Here is a 26,193-nt window from a genome sequence, read left to right as displayed (position 1 = left end):
ACTACCGAAAATTTAAGTGATACGGTTTAAGCACGAGTGTGATGTGAGACTGCCCCGAGTGAAAGCTCGGGGCAGTTCTTTATTACGGAAGTATCAGCTTGGTTGTCTTAAAACCGCACAGCTACTCCAGCAGTTGCTATCGACAGGCCATAGCTCAATTCACCAAAAAGGTTAACATTGTTATAGACCCGGTAGCTAGTGCCCAGGAAGGCGGAAAATAAAAGTCCGTCTCTTTCCTTGGGCGTAGGAAAAAAGCTTGGTTCGCTATCTTTTTCATCACCTGGTAAGGTGTATTCTACATCACTATTGGTATAGGCTATTGTCAATCCACCATAAAGCTCGAGTTTTTCGAAAGGATTAGAGTGGATAGCACTACGCAGGGCAATCATTTTAAAATTGTTGCGTACCATACGCGTTTCTCCAGTATGGTGTTCTTGCATGGCCTGGCTGATAGAATTTCCTGCCAGCAAGCCTAAGCTGAATTTTTGGGCAGGTCGGTAGCGTACCTCCAATGACACTGGCTGCAACTCGGTTTTAGCGTGATCTTTCAAAAAGGTAGGAAGTAAACCAATGCCGGCTCGAACTTCCCAATGAGGCATCTTTTTTCGAGTTTGTGCCTGAAGAGGAGAAATCGTCAGGAAACAAAAACTGATAATGGTAAGGCTAACAGAAAGTAATTTGAAGTAACGCATGATATTCGGGGTTTTATTATTGATTTCACTTTTGTTAGGGATTTGAAATCAATATTGATAATGGGTAATAAAAACCTGTTTTTTCAATGATGTTACTCACTGAAAATTAAATAAATATCCAAGGACTAACGTTGACGCTAGTCTATTTTGAATTCCAAAACCAGATGCTCAAATGACTACTTACAGAAAGTGAAAGTAGGTTTAGAGCGCGTTGTTGTTCAATGTATCCAGAGAATCAAAAAAAAATGGTGTTTTAGGTTGTTAGAGATAATACCTTAGGCTTATCTAGGTGGTGTTGTAACTGCTTTCGCAAATATAACGGGGTGAAACCCAATTGTGCTCCCTCATTTGTAAAAATTAACGTTTTTTTCAGATATAAATTCTGCAATTTAACATAATGGTTACGTTGAGGGTGAAATAATGAGGTATTACATTTACAATATGCTCAACGTTCCCAAAACGTTGCATTTAACCAAAAAATATTGGAAAAATATCTGTAAAACAAGTTATGCTGAGTAAAAGCGTCTTTTGAGTGAGTAAACGTTTTATGCTCTCTCATAATGCAGTACATTAAAAAAGACACAGAAAAAAATACCAACCCCTACAGAAAAAAATAAATTTAAAAATAATGACAGCCTGCCGACATAGCGAGAAGAGCTATTTTTTACTCAATCTGGCCATAAAGAAACCATCGTAGCCTTCATTTTGTGGCAGAATGATGCGTTGTTCTTCTAACTGAAAAGACTGGCCTTGCTCACTTGCCAGAAAGGTTTGTACCTGTTCCTGGTTTTCACTTGGAAGTATACTACAAGTGGCGTACACCAGTTTACCTTCTTTTTTGACCATACGGGAATAGGATTGCAGTATATCCTGCTGTACGGTTTTGATGCGCTCGATGAAATCAGTACTTATTTTCCATTTTGCATCTGGATTGCGGCGCAGCACCCCCAAACCAGAGCAGGGGACGTCGAGCAATAAACGATCAGCTGATTCACTAAGGCGCTTAATCACTTTGCTACTGGTAATAGGACGGGTATCTACAATGTGGACACCATTGCGGCGGGCGCGTTTACGTAGTTCATCTAATTTCCAGCTTTCGGAATCCAGGGCGATAATCTGACCTTTATTCTCCAGAAGATTAGCTACATGGAGTGTTTTTCCTCCTCCGCCCGCACAGGCATCAATGACCCGCATACCTGGAGCAAGATCCAGAAAAGGAGCAACCTGTTGACTACTGTAATCTTGTACTTCAAAAAGACCAGCCCTGAAAGCTGCTGATTTAAAAAGCGATTTGCGTTTGGTGACGAGCACCGCAGTGTCGTCAATCATTTTACAGAGAATGTCTTCCTTTTCCAACGAGGCTATCAATCCTTTGGCGTCACCTTTAAGTGTATTGACTCGAAGGACAACCTCCGCTGGGCGATTGAGTGCATGTAGGGTAGGAGCCCATTGATCCTTCAACTCTTTTTGTCCTAATTCATCTAACCAATCAGGAATAGACTCAATAACAGCACGTTGTTCTTTGGCTTTTCGATAATTTTCCTGAATGAGCTCCGGTCTCAGGTTTTTAAACTCTTTCCAATCTGGAAGTTTATGGCCATCTATAATGTAGCGGATACCTATGATTTCCCACCAGTCGTTTTCGGTACGTGGTTCGCTTCCTCGTATCGTGTACAAAAGTCGGTACCATCGAACGATTTCATAGATATTTTGAGCAATGAATGCCCGGTCGCCAGCTCCTCGGCGTGGGTCGGCTTTGAGGGTGCGTTCAATGACTTTATCAGCATAGAAGCCATCTTGAAAAATAGCCGAAAGTGCTTCGGCAATAGCCCGCAAATGCGGAGGGAATAATGCAATAGTTTTATCTTGCGCCATTAGGCAAAGATACCATCAATTAGTAGCTTGTACCTAATACTGCTCACTTTTTATCTATGGAAGAGAACGATGTCTTAGATGATTTGAATGATCTGGAACCCGAATTACCTGAGCATCGTCAGCGGTGTTTTCGTTTTTTGTGGTATTCCCTGGGGATTGGCGTGGTGATGATGGGCCAAATTTGGTTGACACGTGGTGGCGAATATTCCTACGAGGGAATAACGACAACTTACCTGTTTTCTTTGGGAGTGGTAGGCATTTGGCTCTTTGCTGGCTTGGGGAGCTTGTCAGGAATACGTGCCATCAAACAAGAAAAAGCCGATTCCTTACTAGTAGCTGCATTGATGATGCACTTAGTAACCTTAGGTTGGAGTACAGTATTTCTTTACAATGTTGTTTTTGTTCCTTTAAAGTGAACTTTAGGCATCTTCGAGCCTTTCCTTACGGGCAATCTTTTGGTCATTGTTGCTCTCGTAGATGGTATAATTTTCATACTTGGCCAGATCGGTTTCGGCCCAAATATCTTTACCAATATTACAAAGGGTCACTAATTCATCATAAAGAACATTTCCTTGTTCGGTGCGTCGTTCTACGGCAATGTCTCTTTCTGCTACTTTATCTTGCTGGATATTGAGGGCGTTTTCGAATTGTCGACAGGCATCTACTACTTTTTGAATCACATTTTCATTCATGCCGACCTCCGCCAAAAAATCCAACTGTTGGCGAGCAACCCTGGCAACCCGACGGCCACAAAAAAGGAGCTGAGCATCGGTCATATCTCCTAGTTTGGCGGTGCCAAATTTGCGGTATCGCCCGGAGCGGTTGCTGTATTTCATCCCTACTCTGGTCATAACGGAGCGGATGGCTCCTTTAAGTTTCTCCGAGGCCGTATTTTTCTTTTCGGTGGTTACCATTTGGTCACCTAGTACTTCATCATCATCAGGGAGCTGTCGAAATTTTTCACACCGGTCCATGAATCCTTTTAAGCGGTGCTTGTCATAGCCGTATTTAGTAAATTCAGCAATATCACGTTGTGCATACCGAATACGTTCAAGGCATTGAACGTATAAGTCGGCATCAGGAAAATTATACTTGCGATTAACGGCTTGTTTTTTCATCGTTTCGTGGTATTTCTACAAATATAACCTCTTTTTGTTTGCAAAAATATGTTTTAGCTAAGAACATTTTGATTTTTAGTAGGATTTTCGCTTACTCCGTTGTAAAAATCTGTATTTGCTGTAATAGCATTAAGCCCTTAATTCTTGAACTTCCATTAGTTTAGTCCGATAAAACCAGGTTTTTTATAAAAAATGTAGTGCCGCTATCTACGTTCTTAGACCTATAAATGCCATTCCCTTGTGTTAAACTACCGTTTCCTAGTTGGACGGTGTGCTGCACAATAAGTAGGCTACCGATCCCTGATGAAATGTGTCCAAAATGGGTGGATTTTATACCGTTTTCTAAGTTGCCAAGAATTAATAGGGTACCACTTGGTAATTAGTGTACCTTTGACACATCGACCGAAATAATAGCAACTATCTTTCATCCTGCTAATAACAAATTATAACTTTTTTTGGAGTTTAACTCCCAGCAAATCACTATCTCATGCTTTGCGGATGTAAAAGATAAAAGGAAGATAAATCATTGGTACGACTCCCCTCTAACTAGTGATTTATTCTTCTATAAGATGTATCAGATGGAAAAAATTTGAAGAAGCGGCTCGCATTTGCGGGCCGCTTCTTTTTATGGTCACCTCATTGCAAAGGCATACATTTCTTGATCAGATTACGTAGACTTGTACACGTTGGGGTAATTTCACCCGTCTGCCATAGTTTTTTTAGTTCCGTCACTTAATAAATAAAACTACAGCCACAGAATTATTATAAAGCGCTGTCGTTTACTGGTGGTATTACCCAAACCCTTAATTTTATCCACCAACCATCAACCACCATGAAATATTCATTTTTACTTCTGCTCTGCTGCATCTCACTGAGCGTATTTGCCCAAAGCGAAACCTCCAGGGCGGTGCCTAAGGGTGCCGCGGAAGGTATGAACTTCGTAGAAAAACCATTTGAGGCACTATTGGCCCAAGCCCGAAACGAAAACAAAGTTATTTTCATAGATGCCTACACGACCTGGTGCGGTCCTTGTAAAATGATGGCAGCGAAAGTATTCCCCGACGCCAAAGTAGGGGAGGTTTACAATGAGCGCTTCATCAACGCTAAGTTTGATATGGAAAAAGGAGAAGGCCCAGCCATGGCACAGCGCTACAGTGTGATGGTTTACCCTACCTACTTGTTTGTTGATGGCAACGGAGATATTGTTCATAAAGGTATTGGCTACATCCCCCAGGAAGAATTTCTGGCCTTGGCCGACGCCGCCATTGGCGAAAACAACCTTGGCGCAATGAACAAACGCTATGACGACGGCGAACGCAGCGTAGCATTCCTTGCCGAGTATAGCGATCTGCTTACCAGTGTTTACGAACAGGAAAAAGCGAGTAAAGTCTCCAATGAATACTTGGATATGCAGGAAGACTGGTCAGATCCTGCGACGCTGGAACTTATCATTGCTAACCCCGGAGAACTCGGTGGCAAGCGTATGACGTATCTCGTGGAAAACTCCGACAAGGCGATAGAAATAGCAGGTGCCAGCACCTTTGTGATGACCATGCAGCGAGCCATCATCGGGCACTATATGGAGGAAAACAATTTGGGCGAGCTTCCTGAAGTAGCCGACATCGCAAGTACCTACCAGGAGTACGGCGGTGGAATGGCTACCCGCTTGATGGATCATTACGCCATGCTCCACGCCGAGCAGATGCGAGACAACGATGCCTACGTGCCCGCTGCCGTAAAGTACTACAGCACCTACGGAAGCGATAATGCCATGGAGTTGAACTCCGCCGCCTGGACGATTTTTGAATCAAGTGATAATAAAGAACATCTCCAGCAGGCTCTCATCTGGGCTAAGATGTCCGTTGAGATGGATCCAGGATACGCCAACATGGATACGCTGGCTTGGCTCTACCACAAGACGGGTAATAAGAAAATGGCCAAAGAAACGGCTTTGAAAGCCATCGATCTGGCAAAAGCCACTGGCCAGGATTACTCGGAGACGGAAAAAATTCTGGAAAAGAAGTAAGAGCTGGACTTTCAGCATTTTGCCGAAAGTCCAGCTAAGCCAGCCCCTACGCTAAAATTTTATTTTTATTTGCGCTGCGAGTTCGGTACGGGTAGGCTGTCCGGTGCTTTCGAGTCCGCTACCGATGGTGGCGGAATTGGCCCAGAAGAGGCGCGCATAGCGGGCTTCAATGGTCATGTTGCGGATACCTTTGTAGCGGAGGTTGAGGTAAAAGCGACTGCCCTGGTTATAGTAGGCAGGAATGCGGAAGTTGTAAAGTAAGCCGTTTTCGTAGTTGTAAAATCGAACCTGGTAACCATCCGTATCAAACAAGGCAATACGACTGGTAAAGCTAAGGGGAAAGCCGATAGGGCTATAGAGGAGATCCTGGTAAATAGCAAAGCCTGATTGTTTGTTGTTGACAGGATTATCGGTGGTGCCCCAGTCGATGCGACTACGATACTCCAGTGCTTTGTTGATCTGGTAAGCGCAGTGCAGGCGCATTTGTAGGCGGCGTTGCGGCAATACGGCATCGATTTGGTTATCTAGCAGCCTGACATTGACTTCTTTGGTTTCATCACGTAATTCGACGTAAACATCAAGTTTGCGTTTGAGGAAATAGGTGAGTCGTAAGCGGTATTCATGGCCAGTGGACGGTGCATCGACTGTTGAACGGAGCCAAGGATGTTGCCAGGCATCATAATAAGCATTAATGATCCAGTGTTTGCTGGGGAATACCTCGATACCGAAATAAAGGCCATTTTCGTTACGTCCACCAGTCGTTTCACCAAAAGGATTACCGAGTAGCGCTTGAAAATCGCGGGGATAGGCGCGGTGAACAATGGCCAGATTTACTTTTTGGTCAAGGGTCGTGAGCAGGCCATTGATCGTAGCGATGGCACTGTTATCGCTGGCCGCAGTTTCGCCAAAGAAAGTAAGGTTTCGCCAACGATAGCTGTAGTCGAGACTGAGATTAGTGAGCTGATCTCCCTGGAAGTAATAGCGATTGTAGATTCTAGGAGCAAGCGTGAGGGCCTTGTCTAAACGGTGATGGATTCCGTTGAACGCTACGTGGCCTTTGTTGGCTTGCCACTTGAGAGATCCCCCAGTGGTGAAATAACCAATGGTATTGCGATCTTCAATTTCACTGGCCGTACGATGGAGGCCGCTGAGTTGTAAGGAAGAAAATTCAGTAAAAGAACCTTGTAGTTCTATATCGATACTGTCATTGATAATCAGTAGGTTACCATCTCTATTTCTTTGTGAAATGAGTGCAGTAAATTCTAGTTGATCACTCAGCTTGAGCGTGGTTGCCGCACCACGGAGGAAGTTGGCCTCATTGACGGAGGTGTATTGCCGAAGTGGGCGCCCTCCTCGGCGAACACTGGTGACGAGGGTACTCTTGCCGTAGCCAAAGCCAGTGAAAAGAATGAGCCCTTGGCCAAAATTGGCACTGTAATCACCCAGCGCTACTGCTTTGACGGTGCGGTTGTAGTCTTTGAGGAAAACGTGAGCACTGTAATAATCAAAACCTTTCTTGTTGCTACCACGAAAAAATTCTTCGCCCCGATCCTTTTCAGCCGTGAAGCCATAGCTTAAGCGGTTGCTGTAGGTATGACGATAGCGCAGATAAAGCTGGTTGGGATCGCCAAGATAGGGGGTGCTGTCAGGACGTTCGGGTAAGGGCGTAAAGCCGCGCTGTTGTTCCAGTATACGGTTCCAGCGCATGTATAGCTCGTTGTCGCCGGTCGTAAACATTTCTTTGAAGGAAGCTTGAAAGTCATCTACTTCTTTGCGCAATCCTACAAAAGGGAGGATTCGCCGAATGGTTTCGAGGTCAAGGCCAGGGATGGCTTGGAGTTCGTAGATGGCGATGAAACCGCCGAGCTGTTCGCGGTAGTTGAGCAGGTTACTGATTTGGACATCGCTTAGAAGGCCTAAGTCTCTGAGGTCTTCCTCACTTGCAGTGTTGAGATTGATAGGATTTTCGCGGTAGATAGCGAGGTCTTCAAAGATAGTATTAAGGTCGAAATCACTTTCTTCTTCGGCATCTTGGAGGAGGTCTTCGAGGCGCTGCTCACTCAGATCTGGCGTAGGGTCAGGCGGTAAGCTGTCGGTTTGCGCAGAAAGAAAGAAGGCTAGCAGGCCCACAGCAAGAGTTAGTAATAAACGCAGCATAGTAAACGAGGACTAATGATGACCAAAGATACAGGCCAAGTGGGGCTACACAAAAACTTTATTGGGCTTAGTGGGATTTATTATTTTTGCTAAGAGTAGAGAGTGGTTTTTTATAATAGAGGTACTTAGATAAATGGTGATGATGATTAGAAGTGTTTTTATTTTGGGGATTCTTTGGTGCTGGATGCCAGGAGGGCAGGCCTGGGCGCAGTCTTTTGCTACGCCGCTGTCGCCTCGTACGGCTAGTTATGAGATGGAGGTGTATCTGGATGTAGAGGCAAAGAAAGTCAACGCAAAGCAAACGCTGGTTTTTACAAATCCTTCGTCAGATACGATTCGAAATATGCGTTTCCACATGTATTATAATGCATGGAAAAACAATAAGACAGACTTCTTCACGGAGAGTGGCCGGATACCAAGAACCAAGGATCAAGAGGAGATAGATCAGTGTGTTTGGAGCTGGATAGAAGTGACCAAGGTGTTGGATGAGCAACGCAATGACCTTACCGGCAGAATGCGCTACGTACAGCCAGATAACGATAATACCAATGATGATACAGTACTCGATTTGACACTGGAGGTACCGGTGATGCCTTATGGTACTTATACCCTGGAAATGGAATGGGAATCACAAATCCCCCCTTTGATGATCCGAACGGGTTACAGCAAAGATTACTTTTTCATGGTGCAATGGTTTCCTAAGCTTGGTGTATACGAACCTGCGGGTACGCGTTTTGCGAAAGCAGGTCATTGGAATTGCCACCAATACCATCCAGCGACGGAATACTTTGGAGAGTTTGGAGTGTATGATGTGAAACTTAATGTACCCCGCGACCATATAGTAGGAGCGAGTGGTTTTTTGGTGGACAAAAAAGATGAAGAAGATCGCACTATCCACCATTACTTGGCGGAAGACGTTATCGATTTTGCCTGGACAGCGCACCCTGGTTTTGTCGTTGTGGAGGACCAGTGGCGAGATACAAAAATCAGTTTACTTATCAGGCCAGAGCACCAGTGCAACCAGGATCGCTTTTTAGGTGCTGCAAAACATACCTTAGACTTTTTTGCAAATTATCTAGCTCCGTATCCCTATCCAACGCTGACGATTGTGAGTCCACCGTTTTATGGGCTCAATTCCGGCGCAATGGAATACCCCACCCTGATCACTGCACCTACGCTTTGCAGTCTTCCCGCAGGCATAAAGACCACTGAGACCTTGGTGATTCACGAGCTGACTCACCAGTATTTTATGCAAATGTTGGCGACCAACGAGCAGGAAGAACCCTGGTTGGATGAAGGGTTTACTTCTTATTTTGAAGCGAAAATTCTGGACAAGTATTACCCAGAAGGTACACTTTCCTGGCCCTATATGACCATGAATGTAGGCTCGGAGGAATTACGGCGTGGTCGTTTTCTTGCTGCCGACAATATCAAGGTAAACCCCCTGAGTGATTTTGGTTGGCATTTCGAGCATGGGAGCTACGCACAGATTGTCTACGGAAAAGCAGCAGTTGGGCTGCGCACTTTGGAAGGATTGGTAGGGGAGCTGGTAATGCAAAAAATCATGCAGCGCTATTTTGAGCAATGGAAGTTTAAACACCCTAGTCGACATGCTTTTGTAGAGGAGGCACTAATAGTGGTGGGAGAAACGCTTGGTGAGGAAAAGCAGCAGGAAATTGCCGATTTTTTAGAACAACTCATCTACGGAACAGCCGCTTGTGACTACGAGGTACACGACATTGTAAACAAAGAAATAACCGCTGCCGTAGGCTTTTTCGACAATACCGAAGATTGTATAAGTGAAATGAATAAGGACCAAGTGCTGTACGAAGCACAAGCTATTGTTTTTCGCAATGAAGCTTTTGTCGTACCCCAAGAAGTGAAGATCGTTTTTGACGATGGAGAAGAATTAATAGAGCAATGGGATGGGCGGAGCCGTAGTATGGAGTGGACGTACACTGGTACGCGCAAGATAATAAGTGTGGAAATTGACCCGGCTGGAAAAGTACCGCTAGATATTAACCTGATCAACAATAGCAAGACATTGGAACCAGAGCAGACCGGAATTTTACGTTACTTTACTGCCGTACTCACCTGGTTGCAGGCGACCATGGTGAGTATGGCCACGTTGGTGTAAACAGTATCAGCGAAAGATAAACTAAACTTATTTTGACAAATTTAGACACTGCCAGCAACGCTTCTTCCCAAAGTGTATTTGCCGCGCTAAAACAAGGCATCTCTGCTGCCTGTAGGCAATGGTGGATGAGCCTGCTGCTCTGGGCCACAACCTTGGTTTTGGCTTTACTAGCTGCAATCCCCGTTCGGAGTTTACTGGCGGCCGAAGCTGGCAAATCACTAATGATAAAAGACTTGGTAAAGGGCTTTGACTACACTTTTCTCAACGACTTTATGCAGAATTATGGATCGGGTTTTACACCGATGCTTAACCAGTCTTTACTCTTACTTGCAGTGCAATACCTGCTGTTGGTGTTTTTTGTCGGAGGAATAGTAAAGGTATTGTGGGAACAGCCTAGCCAAGACCAGCGCCCTATGTTTTGGAGCAGTAGTGCTCGGTATTTTTGGAGAATGCTACGCCTTTCTCTCTTCTTCCTGGTGGTGCATCTGCTGGTGCTTGTGATCTTTGGGTTGCTCTATATGCAAGTAACAAAAGGCTTATCGCCGAAGGCGCTGGATAGTGAAGGTATCATTACTTCCTCCTTGCGGTGGTTGGTGCCGCTTTATGTATTGGTAGCAGCAGTACCTATGATGTGGCAGGATTATGCTAAAGTGTATCTGGTGAAAAATGATCATCGTTTTATCTGGTCACCGATAGGAGAGGCTGGCCGGTTTCTGATTCGCAGGTTCCCAAAAGCTTATCCTCTTTATCTACTTAATATTGGCATCTTATTGCTGCTGTTTGCGGTGAATTATTTCCTTACAGGCCTTTTCGAAATCTCTTCTTTGAGTACCATCATTGGTGCTTTTATATTATCTCAGCTGTTTGTCTTTGCCCGTTATGGACTAAAGATAGTCAATCAGGGGAGTATTGTTGGGTTGTTGCGATAGTCAGCGTTTTTTAGGGAAAACGATATTTTGATATCGATTTATGAGAAAAGTTTCATTTTTATTTGTTTGAGTGTAAAATACAAGTGCATCGTTTTTATTTAAGACTGTCTGTTGTTGAGTGGCGTCTTGTTTTAAAATTAAATATCTAATTTTTTTACCTTACCCCTTGCGTCACATGTGTATATAGTATATATTTGTAATAGTATTACGATCATTATGAACTGATCTCTAAAGAAACCCTTAATTGAACAACACATTTCTTGCTAGCTTCTTGTTAGCGTTCAATTATTGTAATGGAAGCACTTTGGGTTTGTGTCAAATGTGCTTATTCAATAAATATTTATATTTCAAGTAGAGTACTTAGGTACTTGCGTCTAGTGTTTATCTACCGTTTAGTCGAACAACACATACACTGATTCAAAACAAGTTTGGTTGTCGTAAATCACTCTTTATGAGTTTTTTCGATACTTGGTCGTTAGTGCTTTTTTATGCATTAACGGACTGTTTTTTGTCCTTGCCTAAACATGGACTTTCCAGGTATTGAAGTAGATGAATAAGGTCTAGTTGTTTACGTGTTTTATCGGTGTTTTGTACACTGATGAAAAGTAATTCTATTTTTTTTGATTTACAGTTAGGTTTAAGTTTTAGTGCGCTTTGTTGCAAAGCGTAGTAGCTCCCTTATGTTTAGGTTTAAAGGGGTGTTTTAATCACATGAAAATAATACAATATGTACCTTAGGCAATTACAGCTTTGGCTTTTGTTGTTGGTTAGATTTAATCTTATTCTCTTTTTTTTTCTGGTTTCTCCTGCTTTTACTGCACTTTTTTCAAGTGAAGACCCAACCACTTCTAATTTTTCTTCTAGTCTGATTATGCCACCTCCTCCACTTGTAGGCTGTAACGATCCCATCGTGGGGAAAGGAGTTGTAGTAGATCAGCTTGCGGGTAGTCTGGTGAGTGCTCTATCCGGCTCCAGTGATTCAGAGGTAATCGTAGATGGAGATCTAACCAATTTTATTGCATTTAATGGTACTGATCTTATCGGGGTGGGTGCTGTTTCTTTGGTGTCGGTAAAAGATGTCAATAATACTTACCCTGCGGGCCAGCGCACCGGTTTCGTGGTTTCCGCCGAAGGTGGATTGATTGGTGCAGATGTGTTGAATGATCTGGAAATTCGTACCTACCTCAATAATCAACTGCAAGAAACAGCACAGGTTGGGGGCGGAGGTTCGCCAATTTCTCTGGCTTTACTTGCTGGACCAGGAAGCAAGAGGAGAGTGGACTTTCTTACGACGCTGCCCTTTGATGAAGTTGAGCTTCGACTGACGGGCATAGCTAACCTCAGCCTGATTTCTGCGCTTCGCGTTTATTACGCTTATGAGGAGGTAGATGGATGTGACTATAATTGTGCTACGGCCCTTACCACGGCTAATTATCCACTGGCTTCCGCTAGCACCAATTGTGAGCTCTTTGTAATAGGCTGTGTTGAGGTGGGTTTCAATAACTTCTCTAACACTACCAATGCGGATACAACAGACTTTGCGTCAGATGTTTTTCTATTAGCAGAATCTAATTATCTCGATATCAACATCGGTGAAGATATCCCCGCCAATTATGAGGTTGGCTTTGCCGTTGAGCAAGTTGGCTTACTAGGTTTATTGTCTCTTGATGTATTGGGAGGTATTACGATCCAGACTTATGATAATGGTAGTGTGGTGGAGACTTTTGTTGCGAGTAACTCATTAGCAAATGTAGGTGTGTTAACAGGAAATATCAACCTGATCAGTTTTCCTACGACCCAAGCTTTTGATCAGGTAAGAATTACGATTTCGAGCGTGCTAAGCTTGGCCACCACCTACCGTATATATTACGGTTTTGTCCGTCCTGATATGGATGGCGATGGTTTTCCTGATTGTGTTGATCAATGTGCGGGAGGTGACGATAATTTTGATGCCGATGGTGATGGAACCCCCGATTTTTGTGATAACGACTGTATGGTTAATGCAGGAATTGATGCCTCGGCGTGTACTTCTGCTACGACCTTTACCCTATCACCAGCAGGTGCCGGCGAAACCTGGTCGCCGGTTATGGGAAATCCTAGTGCTGCAAGTATTGATGCTGCCGGAGTTATTACGGGATTAGATACAGAAGGAACTTACTTGTTTGAGCTTTCGAATGGAATCTGCGCTGACACAATAGCCATAGCTTATTTCACATCCCAAGGGCCACTTGAGTGCAATGACCCAATCGTTGGCCCCGGCGTGATCATCAACGATAATGGTTCTTGTTCCAACTGTGGCAATGTTGATGCCGATAATGTGGTTGATGGAGACCTGAGTAATTTTACGGAAGAAAGTAGTCTGCTCAGTTTGAGTCTATTAGGAGGCAATACCCGTTTGATTTCAGTTAGAGATACGCTTCAAGAATATCCTGCCGGATTGAGAACGGGCTTTGTGGTGAATTTTCCTAGTGGTTTATTAAGTCTGGATTTATTGGATGTTTTCGCAATCCAGACCTACAACAATGGTGTCCCAGCAGAACAGGCAGGAATAGGAAGTGCAAATTTACTCAACCTTGATGCCTTGGGTACGAACGGGCAACAGCGTTTGTCTTTCGTGACCACCCAGCCATTTGATGAGGTGGAGTTGATTATACAGGGAGGTCTTGCTTCATTAGATTTATTGACGACTGCGAGAATCTATTATGCTTTTACCGAACCTACTTCCTGTCCCGATGCCAATACGATCACAGATGTCACAGAACTTTGTGGAGTTCCACTTACTGCTTCCTCTGATTATTGTGGAGGAATCGTTTACGAAAGAAGTGGCTTTAGCGGTGTCGCTTGTGTAGGATGTAGTGTTGATTCTCTTTCCAACCTTATCGATGATGACTTGACCCAGCCCACAACGATTGATTTGTTAGCTGCGGCCTTGGGGGATGTAAGCTTATCCGTAGCGACCACTACCGTGGTGGATGGAGGAAGCATAGCCGGTTTTGCAATCGGCATAGCATCCAGTTTACTGGATGTAGGTCTGCTAGATAATATCTCTCTCACAACTTATCTGGGAGGTACACCACAGGAAACTGTTGTAACCAGCAATCCTTTGGTAAGCGCTAGTTTACTTAACAATGGCAGCGATATCACCTACCTGAGCTTTGCTACCACCTTGGATTTCGATGAGGTACAAATCACCTTTGATGCAAGCCTTGCAGCGGTGTCTGTGCTTGGTGGAACCATTAGTGTGTATTACGCTTACGTCCAAGCGGATAGCGATGGTGATGGTACACCTGACTGTCTCGATAAATGTTGTGAAGGTCCGGATACACTTGATGCTGATGGGGATGGATTACCAGACTCGTGTGAAAATCTGGCGATTGTCAAGAATGGTACATTCCAGGATGAGAGTGGCGATGGCTTTGCGCAAGTAGGCGAAACGATTACCTACACGTTTACAGTGACGAACCTGGGCAGCGAAGCGTTGACAAACCTAACGGTTACAGATCCACTCGTTACTGTAAGTGGAGGTCCTTTGGCAACTTTGGATGGAGGTGCAAGTGACAATACCACCTTTACGGCGAGCTACATATTGACGCAAGCAGATATTGATGCAGGCAGCGTTACGAATCAGGCTTTGGTCATGGGTACGGACATCAATGGCAATCCGGCCATGGATGTGTCCGATGACGACAGTAATTTCGAAGACGACGCTACGGTGACTTCTTTACCTCAGAACACGGGAATAGCAATCATTAAGGTTGGTACCTTCCAGGATGAGAGCGGCGATGGCTTTGCGCAAGTAGGCGAGACGATTACCTACGTGTTTACGGTGACGAACCTGGGCAATGTCACGTTGACCAATGTAACAGTTACAGACCCACTGGTTACCGTGATTGGAGGACCTTTGGCAACTTTGGCTGGAGGTGCAAGTGACAACACCACCTTTACAGCCAGCTACGTACTGACGCAAGCGGACATTGATGCAGGCAGTGTTACGAACCAGGCTACGGTCATGGGTACGGACATCAACGGTGATCCGGTAACAGATCTTTCCGATGACGACGATAACCTCGAAGACGACGCCACGGTGACTTCTTTACCTCAGAACCCTGCAATAGCGATGATCAAGAGTGGTACGTTCCAGGATGAGAGCGGCGATGGCTTTACACAAGTAGGTGAAACGATTACCTATACATTTACAGTTACGAACTTGGGTAACGTTACGTTGACCAATGTAACGGTTACGGACCCACTGGTCACCGTAAGTGGTGGTCCTTTGGTAACGTTGGCAGCAGGTGCGAGTGACAATACAACGTTCACGGCGAACTACGTATTGACGCAAGCGGATATTGATGCTGGTAGTGTTATGAATCAGGCTACGGTCATGAGTACAAACCCTAACGGTGATCCGGTAACGGATGATTCAGATGACAATGATCCGTTGGAGGATGATCCAACCGTAACGTCATTACCTCCATCACCTCCAGTTGTGGGCTGTAACGATCCCATCGTAGGCAAAGGGGTTGTAGTAGATCAGCTTGCGGGTAGTCTGGTGAGTGCACTATCCGGCTCCAGTGATTCAGATGTAATCGTAGATGGAGATCTAACCAATTTTATCGCATTCAACGGTACTGACCTTATCGGGGTGGGTGCTGTTTCTTTGGTATCGGTAAAAGATGTCAATAATACTTACCCAGCGGGTCAGCGAACCGGTTTTGTGGTTTCCGCCGAGGGTGGATTGATTGGTGCAGATGTGTTGAATGATCTGGAAATTCGTACCTACCTCAATAATCAACTGCAAGAAACAGCACAGGTTGGGGGCGAAGGTTCGCCAATTTCCCTTGCTTTACTTGCTGGACCAGGAAGCAAGAGGAGAGTGGACTTTCTTACGACGCTGCCTTTTGATGAGGTCGAACTTCGTCTGACGGGCATCGCTAACCTCAGTCTGATCTCTGCGTTGCGCGTTTATTACGCTTATGAAGAAGTAGATGGATGTGACTATAATTGTGCTACGACCCTTACAACGGCCAATTATCCGATGGCTTCTGCTAGCACCAATTGCGAGTTGTTTGTGGTTTCTTGTCTGGAAGATGGTTTTGATAACTTTTCAAATACAACGAATGCCAATACAACAGACTTTGCGTCAGATGTTTTTCTATTAGCAGAATCTAATTATCTCGATATCGACATCGGTGAAGATATCCCTGCCAATTATGAGGTTGGCTTTGCCATTGAGCAAGTTGGCTTGCTCGGTCTGCTTTCCCTGGACGTTCTGGGTGGCATTACGATCCAAACCTACGACAATGGTAGTGTGGTGGAGACCTTCGTTGCTAATAGCTCATTAGCGAATGTAGGGGTATTGACAGGAAATATTAACCTGATTAGTTTTCCTACGACCCAAGCTTTTGATCAAGTAAGAATTACGATTTCGAGCGTGCTAAGCTTGGCCACCACCTACCGCATCTATTACGGTTTTGTGCGTCCTGATACCGATGGAGATAGTTATCCCGATTGTGTTGACCAATGTGCGGGTGGCGACGATAATTTTGATGCCGATGGTGATGGAACCCCCGATTTCTGCGATAACGACTGTATGGTTAATGCAGGAGTTGATGCCTCGGCGTGTACTTCTGCTACGACCTTTACCCTATCACCAGCAGGTGCCGGAGAAACCTGGTCGCCGGTTATGGGCAATCCAAGTGCTGCAAGTATTGATGCTGCGGGTGTCATTACCGGATTAGATATGGAAGGCATCTACCTGTTCGAGCTGTCGAACGGTGTTTGTGCGGATACAATAGCCATAGCGTATTTCACCTCGCAAGGGCCACTTGAGTGCAATGACCCAATCGTTGGCCCCGGCGTGATCATCAATGATAATGGTTCTTGTTCCAACTGTGGCAATGTTGATGCTGATAATGTGGTGGATGGAGACCTGAGTAATTTTACGGAAGAAAGTAGTCTGCTCAGTTTGAGTCTATTAGGAGGCAATACCCGTTTGATTTCAGTTAGAGATACGCTCCAAGAATATCCTGCCGGATTGAGAACGGGCTTTGTGGTGAATTTTCCTAGTGGTTTATTAAGTCTGGATTTATTGGATGTTTTCGCAATCCAGACCTACAACAATGGTGTCCCAGCAGAACAGGCAGGAATAGGAAGTGCAAATTTACTCAACCTTGATGCCTTGGGTGCGAACGGGCAACAGCGTTTGGCTTTCGTGACCACCCAGCCATTTGATGAGGTGGAGTTGATCATACAGGGAGGTCTTGCTTCGTTAGATTTATTGACGACTGCGAGAATCTATTATGCTTTTACGGAGCCTACGTCCTGTCTTGATGCCAATACGATCACCGACATTAGGGATCTTTGTGGAACTCCGCTTACTACGTCCTCTGACTACTGTGGAGGAATCGTTTACGAAAGAAGTGGTTTTAGCGGAGTAGCTTGCGTAGGGTGTAGCGTTGATTCTCTCTCCAACCTTATCGATGATGATCTGACGCAGCCCACAACGATTGATTTGTTAGCTGCGGCCTTGGGCGATGTAAGCTTATCTGTAGCTACGACTTCAGTCGTAGCGGGGGGGAGTCTAGCTGGTTATGCTATTGGTATAGAGCCGAGTTTACTAGATATAGGTCTGCTGGATAATATCTCTCTCACTACCTACTTGGGAGGTACTCCTCAGGAAACAGTTTTGACAAGTAACCCATTGGTGAGTGTCAGTTTACTGAATAATGGTAGTGAAGTTACCTACCTGAGCTTTGCTACCACCTTGGATTTCGATGAGGTACAAATCACCTTTGATGCAAGCCTTGCAGCGGTGTCTGTGCTTGGAGGAACCATTAGTGTGTATTACGCTTACGTCCAAGCGGATAGCGATGGTGATGGTACACCTGACTGTCTCGATAAATGTTGTGAAGGTCCAGATACACTTGATGCTGATGGGGATGGACTTCCGGATTCGTGTGAAAATATAGCACTCATCAAGAATGGTACCTTCCAGGATGAGAGCGGTGATGGTTTTGCGCAAGTAGGCGAAACGATTACCTACACGTTTACCGTAACGAACCTGGGCAGCGAAGCGTTGACAAACCTAACGGTTACAGATCCATTGGTTACGGTGAGTGGAGGACCTTTGGCAACTTTGGCTGGAGGTGCAAGTGACAACACCACCTTTACGGCGAGCTACATATTGACGCAAGCAGATATTGATGCAGGCAGCGTTACGAATCAGGCTTTGGTCATGGGTACGGACATCAATGGTAATCCAGTCATGGATGTATCTGATGACAATGACAATTTCGAGGACGATCCTACGGTGACTCCTCTGCCTCAGAACCCCGAAATAGCGATTATCAAGGTTGGTACGTTCCAGGATGAGAGCGGTGATGGTTTTGCGCAAGTAGGCGAGACGATTACCTACATGTTTACGGTAACGAACCTGGGCAATGTTACGTTGACGAACGTAACAGTTACAGACCCACTGGTTACCGTGAGTGGAGGTCCTTTAGCAACTTTGGCCGTAGGCGCAAGTGACAACACAACCTTTACCGCCAGCTACGTACTGACGCAAGCGGATATTGATGCAGGCAGTGTTACGAACCAGGCTACGGTTACGAGTTCGAACCCTAACGGAGATCCGGTAACTGATGTGTCAGATGACAATGATCCACTGGAGGATGATCCTACGGTAACCTTACTGTCACCTCCTTTAGTTAAGCTAGAGGTCAAAGTTCAGCTACATGGTGCATTATTGGGTTCTACGGATGGTTTGATGCGGGACGACCTGCGTGCACGCGGCATGCTCCCTAGCACTGAGCCCTACACTGCGTTGGCGGCGTTTACCCACGTAGGAGCCGGCGGAGGCGAAACGGTAGCTGACCCCGGGACAGTCTTTGCGGACTTAGGCGATAATTCCATCGTTGACTGGGTATTTGTCGAGCTTCGCTCGTCCAGCAATCCGGTTATGGTGGTAGAAACGCGCGCCGGTCTTTTACAGAAAGACGGTGATGTCGTCGATGTAGATGGAGTAAGTAGCTTATGCTTTACACAATCTACGCCGGGTGACTACCATGTAGCAGTCCGCCATCGCAATCACTTAGGGACGATGACTGCCAATGCAATAACGCTTACTTCCTCAGGTGTCGAAGTAAACTTTATGGATACGAATCTGGATTTGTGGAATAATCAACCAAGTTTCGATAATCGAGAACAGATAGTTGTCAATGGACAATATGCCCTTTGGTCAGGGAATACACTGAGTGATGATCGCGTAGTTTTCGCGGGGCAGTTGAATGACAAGGACCCGATCTTTAACCAGATTGACAGTGCTCCTGGCAACTTTTTCAAGATTCAAACTTACATCCTTCCAGGGTATAATCTAACCGATGTTAATCTGGATGGTGATACCATTTATGCGGGACAAAGAAATGATGTGGATCCCATCTTCAATAATGTCGACGGGCATCCTGCTAACTTCTTTAAGATACAGACCTTCATCATTCTTGAACAGCTAGCACAAGAATTAACTCCCTAAAAAGGATTGAGAGAATAATTGGATTCCTCTGATTTCCTCCTCTTTATTATCACGTCATTTGATTAAAATTACTAACTATGAAGTTTCACTATAATGTGATCAGTATCGTATTTCTTTGGTTGCTTTCCTTTTCCTCCCTTTGGGGACAGAATGAAGTTACCTATGGTTTTATCCAGGATCCAAATGATCCTTTGGATATTACCGCGGTTGCTTATCCGAATTTCACTTCGAATAACGTAACCATTTCTACAGCTGTTTTCAGCTTTATTTTGCCAGAGGGTACTGTTACCGATCCGGCTATTCCTCCTTTACCTGGTTCAGGACCTTTTATCAATATTACAGGTTCCTGGACTGCACAGCTGTTAACGGAGGATCTTTACGATATGTTTGCGGGAACAACGAATGGCTTCGGCGGCTATGATGTATATCAGGTTGTTTTGCAAAACTCACCATCTCCTAACGCAACTTCGGGAGCTCCAATTGAGCTTTTCTCTTTTAGATTACCGAATGACTGTATGAGCGGCAACGTAGAAGTGCTCACCAATGATGGTTCTATTCAACAAGGGGTTTTTGCAGTTTTTGGTGCGAATTTCAATAACCAAATGTCGATTAGTGTAGATGACGCACCTTCTATGGATATTTATGCAGGAAATAATCCTGCTTCTTTCTCTTTACCTTGTATGCTATTAACCGCAGAGATCGCGATCATCAAGAGCGGCACGTTCCAGGATGAGAGCGGTGATGGCTTTGCCCAAGTAGGGGAGACAATCACCTATGCCTTTACAGTAACCAACACAGGTAATTCACTGCTAACCAATGTGACGGTCACGGATCCACTGGTCACGGTGATGGGTGGCCCACTGGCAAGCTTAGCTGTAGGTGCGAGTGACAACATGACGTTCACAGCTTCTTATGTGATAACACAGGCGGATATAGATGCTGGTGGTGTTACGAACCAGGCTACGGCTACGGGTACCGACCCCAACGGTGATCCAGTAACAGATTTGTCTGACGACAATGATAACTTGGAAGACGATCCGACCGTAACGTCTCTCCCTCAGAGCCCCGCAATAGCAATCATCAAGAGCGGCACGTTCCAGGATGAGAGTGGTGATGGCTTCGCACAGGTAGGCGAGACGATCACCTACGCGTTCACGGTGACGAACACGGGCAACGTCACCCTGACCAACGTCACGGTCACGGACCCGCTGGTCACAGTGAGTGGCGGCCCATTGGCGAGCTTAGCTGTAGGTGCGAGTGATAACACGACGTTCACTGCTTCTTATGTGATTACCCAAGCGGACATAGAAGCAGGTGGTGTTACGAACCAGGCTACGGCTACAGGTACGGACCCGAACGGCAATCCTACCACGGATGTGTCTGACGACAATGACAACTTGGAAGACGATCCGACCGTGACGTCTCTCCCCCAGAACCCAGCAATTGCGATCATCAAGAGCGGTACGTTCCAAGATGAGAGCGGTGATGGCTTCGCACAAGTAGGCGAGACGATTACCTATGCGTTCACGGTGACAAATACGGGCAACGTGACCTTGACCAACGTTATGGTCACGGACCCACTGGTAACGGTGATGGGTGGCCCACTGGCGAGTTTAGCGGTAGGCGCGAGCGATAACACGACGTTCACAGCTTCTTATGTGATTACCCAAGCGGACATAGATGCCGGTGGTGTTACGAACCAGGCTACGGCTACGGGTACCGACCCTGACGGTAATCCTACCACGGACATCTCCGATGACAATGATAATTTCGAGGACGATCCAACGGTGACGCCGCTGCCGATCAACCTAGCGATTGCAATCATCAAGAGCGGCACGTTCCAGGATACGAATGGCGACGGTTTTGCACAAGCAGGCGAGACGATTACCTACGCGTTCACAGTGACGAACACGGGCAACGTAACCTTGACCAACGTCACGGTTACGGACCCACTGGTAACCGTGATGGGTGGCCCACTGGCGAGCTTAGCTGTAGGTGCGAGTGACAACATGACATTCACAGCTTCTTATGTGATAACACAGGCGGATATAGATGCTGGTGGTGTTACGAACCAGGCTACGGCTACGGGTACCGACCCCAACGGTGATCCAGTAACAGATTTGTCAGATGACAATGACAATTTGGAAGACGATCCGACCGTGACGTCTCTCCCTCAGAGCCCCGCAATAGCAATCATCAAGAGCGGCACATTCCAGGATGAGAGCGGCGACGGTTTTGCACAAGTAGGCGAGACAATCACCTACGCGTTCACGGTGACGAACACGGGCAACGTAACCTTGACCAACGTCACGGTCACGGACCCACTGGTCACAGTTATGGGTGGCCCACTGGCGAGCTTAGCGGTAGGTGCGAGTGATAACACGACGTTCACAGCTTCTTATGTGATTACCCAAGCGGACATAGAAGCAGGTGGTGTTACGAACCAGGCTACGGCTACAGGTACGGATCCGAACGGCAATCCTACCACGGATGTGTCTGACGACAATGACAACTTGGAAGACGATCCGACCGTGACGTCTCTCCCCCAGAACCCAGCAATTGCGATCATCAAGAGCGGTACGTTCCAAGATGAGAGCGGTGATGGCTTCGCACAAGTAGGCGAGACGATTACCTACGCGTTCACGGTGACAAATACGGGCAACGTGACCTTGACCAACGTCACGGTCACGGACCCACTGGTAACCGTGATGGGTGGCCCACTGGCGAGCTTAGCGGTAGGTGCGAGTGACAACACGACGTTCACCGCGAGCTACGTGATTACTCAAGCGGACATAGATGCCGGTGGTGTTACGAACCAGGCTACGGCTACGGGTACGGACCCCAACGGTGATCCAGTAACAGATTTGTCAGATGACAATGACAATTTGGAAGACGATCCGACCGTGACGTCTCTCCCTCAGAGCCCCGCAATAGCGATCATCAAGAGCGGCACATTCCAGGATGAGAGCGGCGACGGTTTTGCACAAGTAGGCGAGACAATCACCTACGCGTTCACGGTGACGAACACGGGCAACGTCACCTTGACCAACGTCACGGTCACGGACCCACTGGTAACCGTGATGGGTGGCCCACTGGCGAGCTTAGCGGTAGGTGCGAGTGACAACACGACGTTCACCGCGAGCTACGTGATTACCCAAGCGGACATAGATGCCGGTAGTGTTACGAACCAGGCTACGGCCACGGGTACGGACCCGAACGGCAATCCTACCACGGATGTGTCTGACGACAATGACAACTTGGAAGATGATCCGACCGTGACGTCTCTCCCTCAGAGCCCAGCAATTGCGATCATCAAGAGCGGCACGTTCCAGGATACGAATGGCGACGGTTTTGCACAAGTAGGCGAGACGATTACCTATGCGTTCACGGTGACGAACACGGGCAACGTAACCCTGACCAACGTCACGGTCACGGACCCGCTGGTAACCGTGATGGGTGGCCCACTGGCAACTCTAGCAGTTGGCGCGAGTGACGTAACGACGTTCACAGCTTCTTACGTATTGACGCAAGCGGACATAGATGCTGGTGGTGTTACGAACCAGGCTACGGCTACAGGTACGGATCCGAATGGCAATCCTACCACGGATGTGTCTGATGACAATGACAACTTGGAAGATGATCCGACCGTGACGTCTCTCCCCCAGAACCCAGCAATTGCGATCATCAAGAGCGGCACGTTCCAGGATACGAATGGCGACGGCTTTGCACAAGTAGGCGAGACGATCACTTACGCGTTCACGGTGACGAACACAGGCAACGTAACCTTGACCAACATCACGGTAACCGACCCACTGGTCACAGTGGTGGGTGGCCCACTGGCGAGCTTAGCGGTAGGTGCGAGTGATAACACGACGTTCACCGCTTCTTATGTGATAACACAGGCGGACATAGATGCCGGCGGTGTTACGAACCAAGCTACGGCTACAGGTACGGACCCTGACGGTAATCCTACCACGGATGTGTCTGATGACGATGATAACTTCGAGGACGATCCAACGGTTACCCCGCTGCCGATCAACCCTTCAATTGCAATCATCAAGAGCGGCACATTCCAGGATGAGAGTGGTGATGGTTTTGCGCAAGTAGGGGAGACGATTACCTACGCGTTCACGGTGACGAACACGGGCAACGTGACCCTGACCAACGTCACGGTCACTGACCCACTGGTAACCGTGATGGGTGGCCCATTGGCGAGCTTAGCGGTAGGTGCGAGTGATAACACGACGTTCACAGCTTCTTATGTGATAACACAGGCGGACATAGATGCCGGTAGTGTTACGAACCAGGCTACGGCCACGGGTACGGACCCGAACGGCAATCCTACCACGGATGTGTCTGACGACAATGACAACTTGGAAGATGATCCGACCGTGACGTCTCTCCCTCAGAGCCCATCAATAGCAATCATCAAGAGCGGCACGTTCCAGGATGAGAGTGGTGATGGCTTCGCACAAGTAGGCGAGACGATCACCTATGCGTTCACCGTGACGAACACGGGCAACGTGACCTTGACCAACGTCACGGTCACTGACCCACTGGTAACCGTGATGGGTGGCCCACTGGCGAGCTTAGCGGTAGGTGCGAGTGATAACACGACGTTCACAGCTTCTTATGTGATTACCCAAGCGGACATAGATGCTGGTAGTGTTACGAACCAGGCTACGGCTACGGGTACGGACCCTGACGGTAATCCTACCACGGATGTGTCAGATGACAATGACAACTTGGAAGATGATCCGACCGTGACGTCTCTCCCCCAGAACCCAGCGATTGCGATCATCAAGAGCGGCACATTCCAGGATGAGAGTGGCGACGGTTTTGCACAAGTAGGGGAGACGATCACCTACGCGTTCACGGTGACGAATACGGGCAACGTAACCCTGACCAACATCACGGTAACCGACCCACTGGTCACAGTCATGGGTGGCCCACTGGCAACCTTAGCGGTAGGCGCGAGTGATAACACGACGTTCACCGCTTCTTATGTGATAACCCAAGCAGACATAGATGCCGGTGGTGTTACGAACCAGGCTACGGCTACGGGTACCGACCCTGACGGTAATCCTACCACGGACATCTCCGATGACAATGATAATTTCGAGGACGATCCAACGGTGACCCCGCTGCCGATCAACCCTTCAATTGCAATCATCAAGAGCGGCACATTCCAGGATGAGAGTGGCGACGGCCTTGCGCAAGTAGGTGAGACGATCACCTACGCGTTCACGGTGACGAACACGGGCAACGTAACCCTGACCAACGTCACAGTCACGGACCCACTGGTCACAGTGGTGGGTGGCCCATTGGCAACCTTGGCGGTAGGTGCGAGTGACGCTACGACGTTCACAGCTTCTTATGTGATAACACAGGCGGACATAGATGCCGGTGGTGTTACGAACCAGGCCACGGCTACGGGTACGGACCCGAACGGCAATCCTACCACGGATGTGTCTGATGACAATGACAATTTCGAGGACGATCCAACGGTGACGCCGCTGCCGATCAACCCAGCGATTGCAATCATCAAGAGCGGCACGTTCCAGGATGAGAGTGGTGATGGTTTTGCGCAAGTAGGGGAGACGATCACCTACGCGTTCACGGTGACGAATACGGGCAACGTAACCCTGACCAACGTCACGGTCACTGACCCACTGGTCACAGTCATGGGTGGCCCACTGGCAACCTTGGCGGTAGGTGCGAGTGACAACACGACGTTCACCGCGAGCTACGTGATTACTCAAGCGGATATAGATGCCGGTGGTGTTACGAACCAGGCTTTGGCTACGGGTACCGACCCCAACGGTGATCCAGTAACAGATTTGTCTGATGACAACGATAACTTCGAGGACGACCCGACGGTGACGATCTTGATACCAGAACCATTGGTTAAGCTATTGCCACGCGTAATGTTACAAGGTGCTCTTCTTGGTTCTCCTGACAACCTGATGCGTGATGATTTGAGACAGGACGGTGTGATTCCTACTACGGAGCCTTACACTGCGCTTGGTTTCACCCATGTGAATGGTGGCGGAGAAACGATTAGTAACCCTGGGGTAGTATTTGCTGATTACGGCGCTAATTCAATTGTTGATTGGGTTTTTGTTGAGCTCAGAAGCGCAGTAGATCCTACGGAAGTAGTTGATACTCGCTCCGGGTTAGTGCAGCGGGATGGAGATATTGTGGAGGTAGACGGCGTTAGCCCGCTGTGTTTCACCCAATCTTCTCTGGGCAGCTACTACGTAGCGGTACGGCACCGCAACCACCTGGGAACGATGAGTGCTGATCCGATTGCAATGTCGCCCACGGCAACGGTAGTTGATTTTGTTAACCTCGCTACTGAATTGTGGGAAAACACCCCTGCATTTGATGGCTTGGAGCAGATTACGGTCAATGGTCAGTACGCCTTATGGGCGGGCAACACCAATGCCAATCGCTCGGTTATTTATGCTGGTCAGGCCAACGATAAAGATCCGATTTTCAACGAGATTGATCAGGCCACTGCTAACTTCTTGCGCCTTCAAACTTTCATTTTGCCAGGCTACAATCTTGGCGATGTTAACCTGAGTGGTGAGACGATTTTCGCTGGGCAGAACAATGATGTAGATCCGATTTTCAATAATGTTGATGGTCATCCCCGCAACTTTATTCGACTGCAGACTTTCGTAATACCTGAGCAATTACCACAATAATTTGATTTACTAATAAGGGGAA

10 protein-coding genes are annotated in these 26,193 nt (G+C 47.0%); 6 read left to right on the top strand and 4 right to left on the bottom strand.

Annotated features, from left to right (window positions below; all coding sequences use genetic code 11):
- Nucleotides 1-107 precede the first annotated feature (107 nt).
- Both AB0L18_RS26870 and AB0L18_RS26865 read right to left on the bottom strand, forming a co-directional pair.
- Entirely contained in the window at nucleotides 108-692 is a 585-nt protein-coding gene (locus AB0L18_RS26870; protein WP_367390411.1) for a hypothetical protein, read from the bottom strand.
- A 657-nt stretch (nucleotides 693-1,349) separates the two neighbouring features.
- Nucleotides 1,350-2,567 carry an RsmB/NOP family class I SAM-dependent RNA methyltransferase gene (locus AB0L18_RS26865; RefSeq protein WP_367390410.1) on the bottom strand — a complete coding sequence of 406 codons (1,218 nt, stop codon included), beginning with the start codon at nucleotides 2,565-2,567 and terminating at the stop codon, nucleotides 1,350-1,352.
- A gap of 56 nt (nucleotides 2,568-2,623) precedes the next feature.
- Here AB0L18_RS26865 and AB0L18_RS26860 point away from each other — a divergent pair, with 56 nt between their 5' ends.
- Nucleotides 2,624-2,983 (top strand): hypothetical protein, encoded by a 360-nt coding sequence (locus tag AB0L18_RS26860; RefSeq protein WP_367390409.1) that lies wholly within the window; start codon nucleotides 2,624-2,626, stop codon nucleotides 2,981-2,983.
- A 3-nt stretch (nucleotides 2,984-2,986) separates the two neighbouring features.
- On the opposite strand, the gene AB0L18_RS26855 is transcribed toward AB0L18_RS26860, so the two are convergent.
- Nucleotides 2,987-3,685 carry a hypothetical protein gene (locus tag AB0L18_RS26855; RefSeq protein WP_367390408.1) on the bottom strand — a complete coding sequence of 233 codons (699 nt, stop codon included), beginning with the start codon at nucleotides 3,683-3,685 and terminating at the stop codon, nucleotides 2,987-2,989.
- A gap of 832 nt (nucleotides 3,686-4,517) precedes the next feature.
- Between AB0L18_RS26855 and AB0L18_RS26850 the strand changes: the two genes are divergently transcribed.
- Entirely contained in the window at nucleotides 4,518-5,711 is a 1,194-nt protein-coding gene (locus AB0L18_RS26850; RefSeq protein WP_367390407.1) for a thioredoxin domain-containing protein, read from the top strand.
- A gap of 51 nt (nucleotides 5,712-5,762) precedes the next feature.
- Here the strand turns inward: AB0L18_RS26850 and AB0L18_RS26845 are convergent, their stop codons facing one another.
- Complete coding sequence (locus tag AB0L18_RS26845; RefSeq protein WP_367390406.1) at nucleotides 5,763-7,868, bottom strand: ComEA family DNA-binding protein; 2,106 nt, start codon at nucleotides 7,866-7,868, stop codon at nucleotides 5,763-5,765.
- 139 nt (nucleotides 7,869-8,007) lie between these two features.
- Here AB0L18_RS26845 and AB0L18_RS26840 point away from each other — a divergent pair, with 139 nt between their 5' ends.
- The 4 genes from AB0L18_RS26840 (at nucleotide 8,008) to AB0L18_RS26825 (ending at nucleotide 26,171) form a co-directional block, all read left to right on the top strand.
- Complete coding sequence (locus AB0L18_RS26840; protein WP_367390405.1) at nucleotides 8,008-10,005, top strand: M1 family metallopeptidase; 1,998 nt, start codon at nucleotides 8,008-8,010, stop codon at nucleotides 10,003-10,005.
- Between the two features lie 32 nt (nucleotides 10,006-10,037).
- A complete protein-coding gene (locus AB0L18_RS26835; RefSeq protein ID WP_367390404.1) occupies nucleotides 10,038-10,934 on the top strand; it encodes a hypothetical protein in 897 nt (298 codons plus the stop codon).
- A gap of 727 nt (nucleotides 10,935-11,661) precedes the next feature.
- Nucleotides 11,662-19,461: a hypothetical protein gene (locus tag AB0L18_RS26830; protein WP_367390403.1), complete on the top strand. Its 7,800-nt coding sequence runs from the start codon at nucleotides 11,662-11,664 to the stop codon at nucleotides 19,459-19,461.
- Nucleotides 19,462-19,538: 77 nt separating this feature from the next.
- Nucleotides 19,539-26,171, top strand: coding sequence for a beta strand repeat-containing protein (locus AB0L18_RS26825; RefSeq protein ID WP_367390402.1), 6,633 nt, complete (start codon nucleotides 19,539-19,541; stop codon nucleotides 26,169-26,171).
- Nucleotides 26,172-26,193 lie beyond the last annotated feature (22 nt).

It is taken from the genome of Lewinella sp. LCG006, assembly GCF_040784935.1.
In the GTDB taxonomy this organism is placed as follows: Bacteria; Bacteroidota; Bacteroidia; order Chitinophagales; family Saprospiraceae; genus Lewinella.
This window is presented reverse-complemented; position numbering and strand designations above follow the sequence as displayed.

Excerpts from the sequence above, each read along its gene's own strand:
- AB0L18_RS26870 (WP_367390411.1), bottom strand. The coding sequence starts at position 692 with ATGCGTTACTTCAAATTACTTTCTGTTAGCCTTACCATTATCAGTTTT.
- AB0L18_RS26865 (WP_367390410.1), bottom strand. The coding sequence starts at position 2,567 with ATGGCGCAAGATAAAACTATTGCATTATTCCCTCCGCATTTGCGGGCT.
- AB0L18_RS26860 (WP_367390409.1), top strand. The coding sequence starts at position 2,624 with ATGGAAGAGAACGATGTCTTAGATGATTTGAATGATCTGGAACCCGAA.
- AB0L18_RS26855 (WP_367390408.1), bottom strand. The coding sequence starts at position 3,685 with ATGAAAAAACAAGCCGTTAATCGCAAGTATAATTTTCCTGATGCCGAC.
- AB0L18_RS26850 (WP_367390407.1), top strand. The coding sequence starts at position 4,518 with ATGAAATATTCATTTTTACTTCTGCTCTGCTGCATCTCACTGAGCGTA.
- AB0L18_RS26845 (WP_367390406.1), bottom strand. The coding sequence starts at position 7,868 with ATGCTGCGTTTATTACTAACTCTTGCTGTGGGCCTGCTAGCCTTCTTT.
- AB0L18_RS26840 (WP_367390405.1), top strand. The coding sequence starts at position 8,008 with ATGATGATTAGAAGTGTTTTTATTTTGGGGATTCTTTGGTGCTGGATG.
- AB0L18_RS26830 (WP_367390403.1), top strand. The coding sequence starts at position 11,662 with ATGTACCTTAGGCAATTACAGCTTTGGCTTTTGTTGTTGGTTAGATTT.
- AB0L18_RS26825 (WP_367390402.1), top strand. The coding sequence starts at position 19,539 with ATGAAGTTTCACTATAATGTGATCAGTATCGTATTTCTTTGGTTGCTT.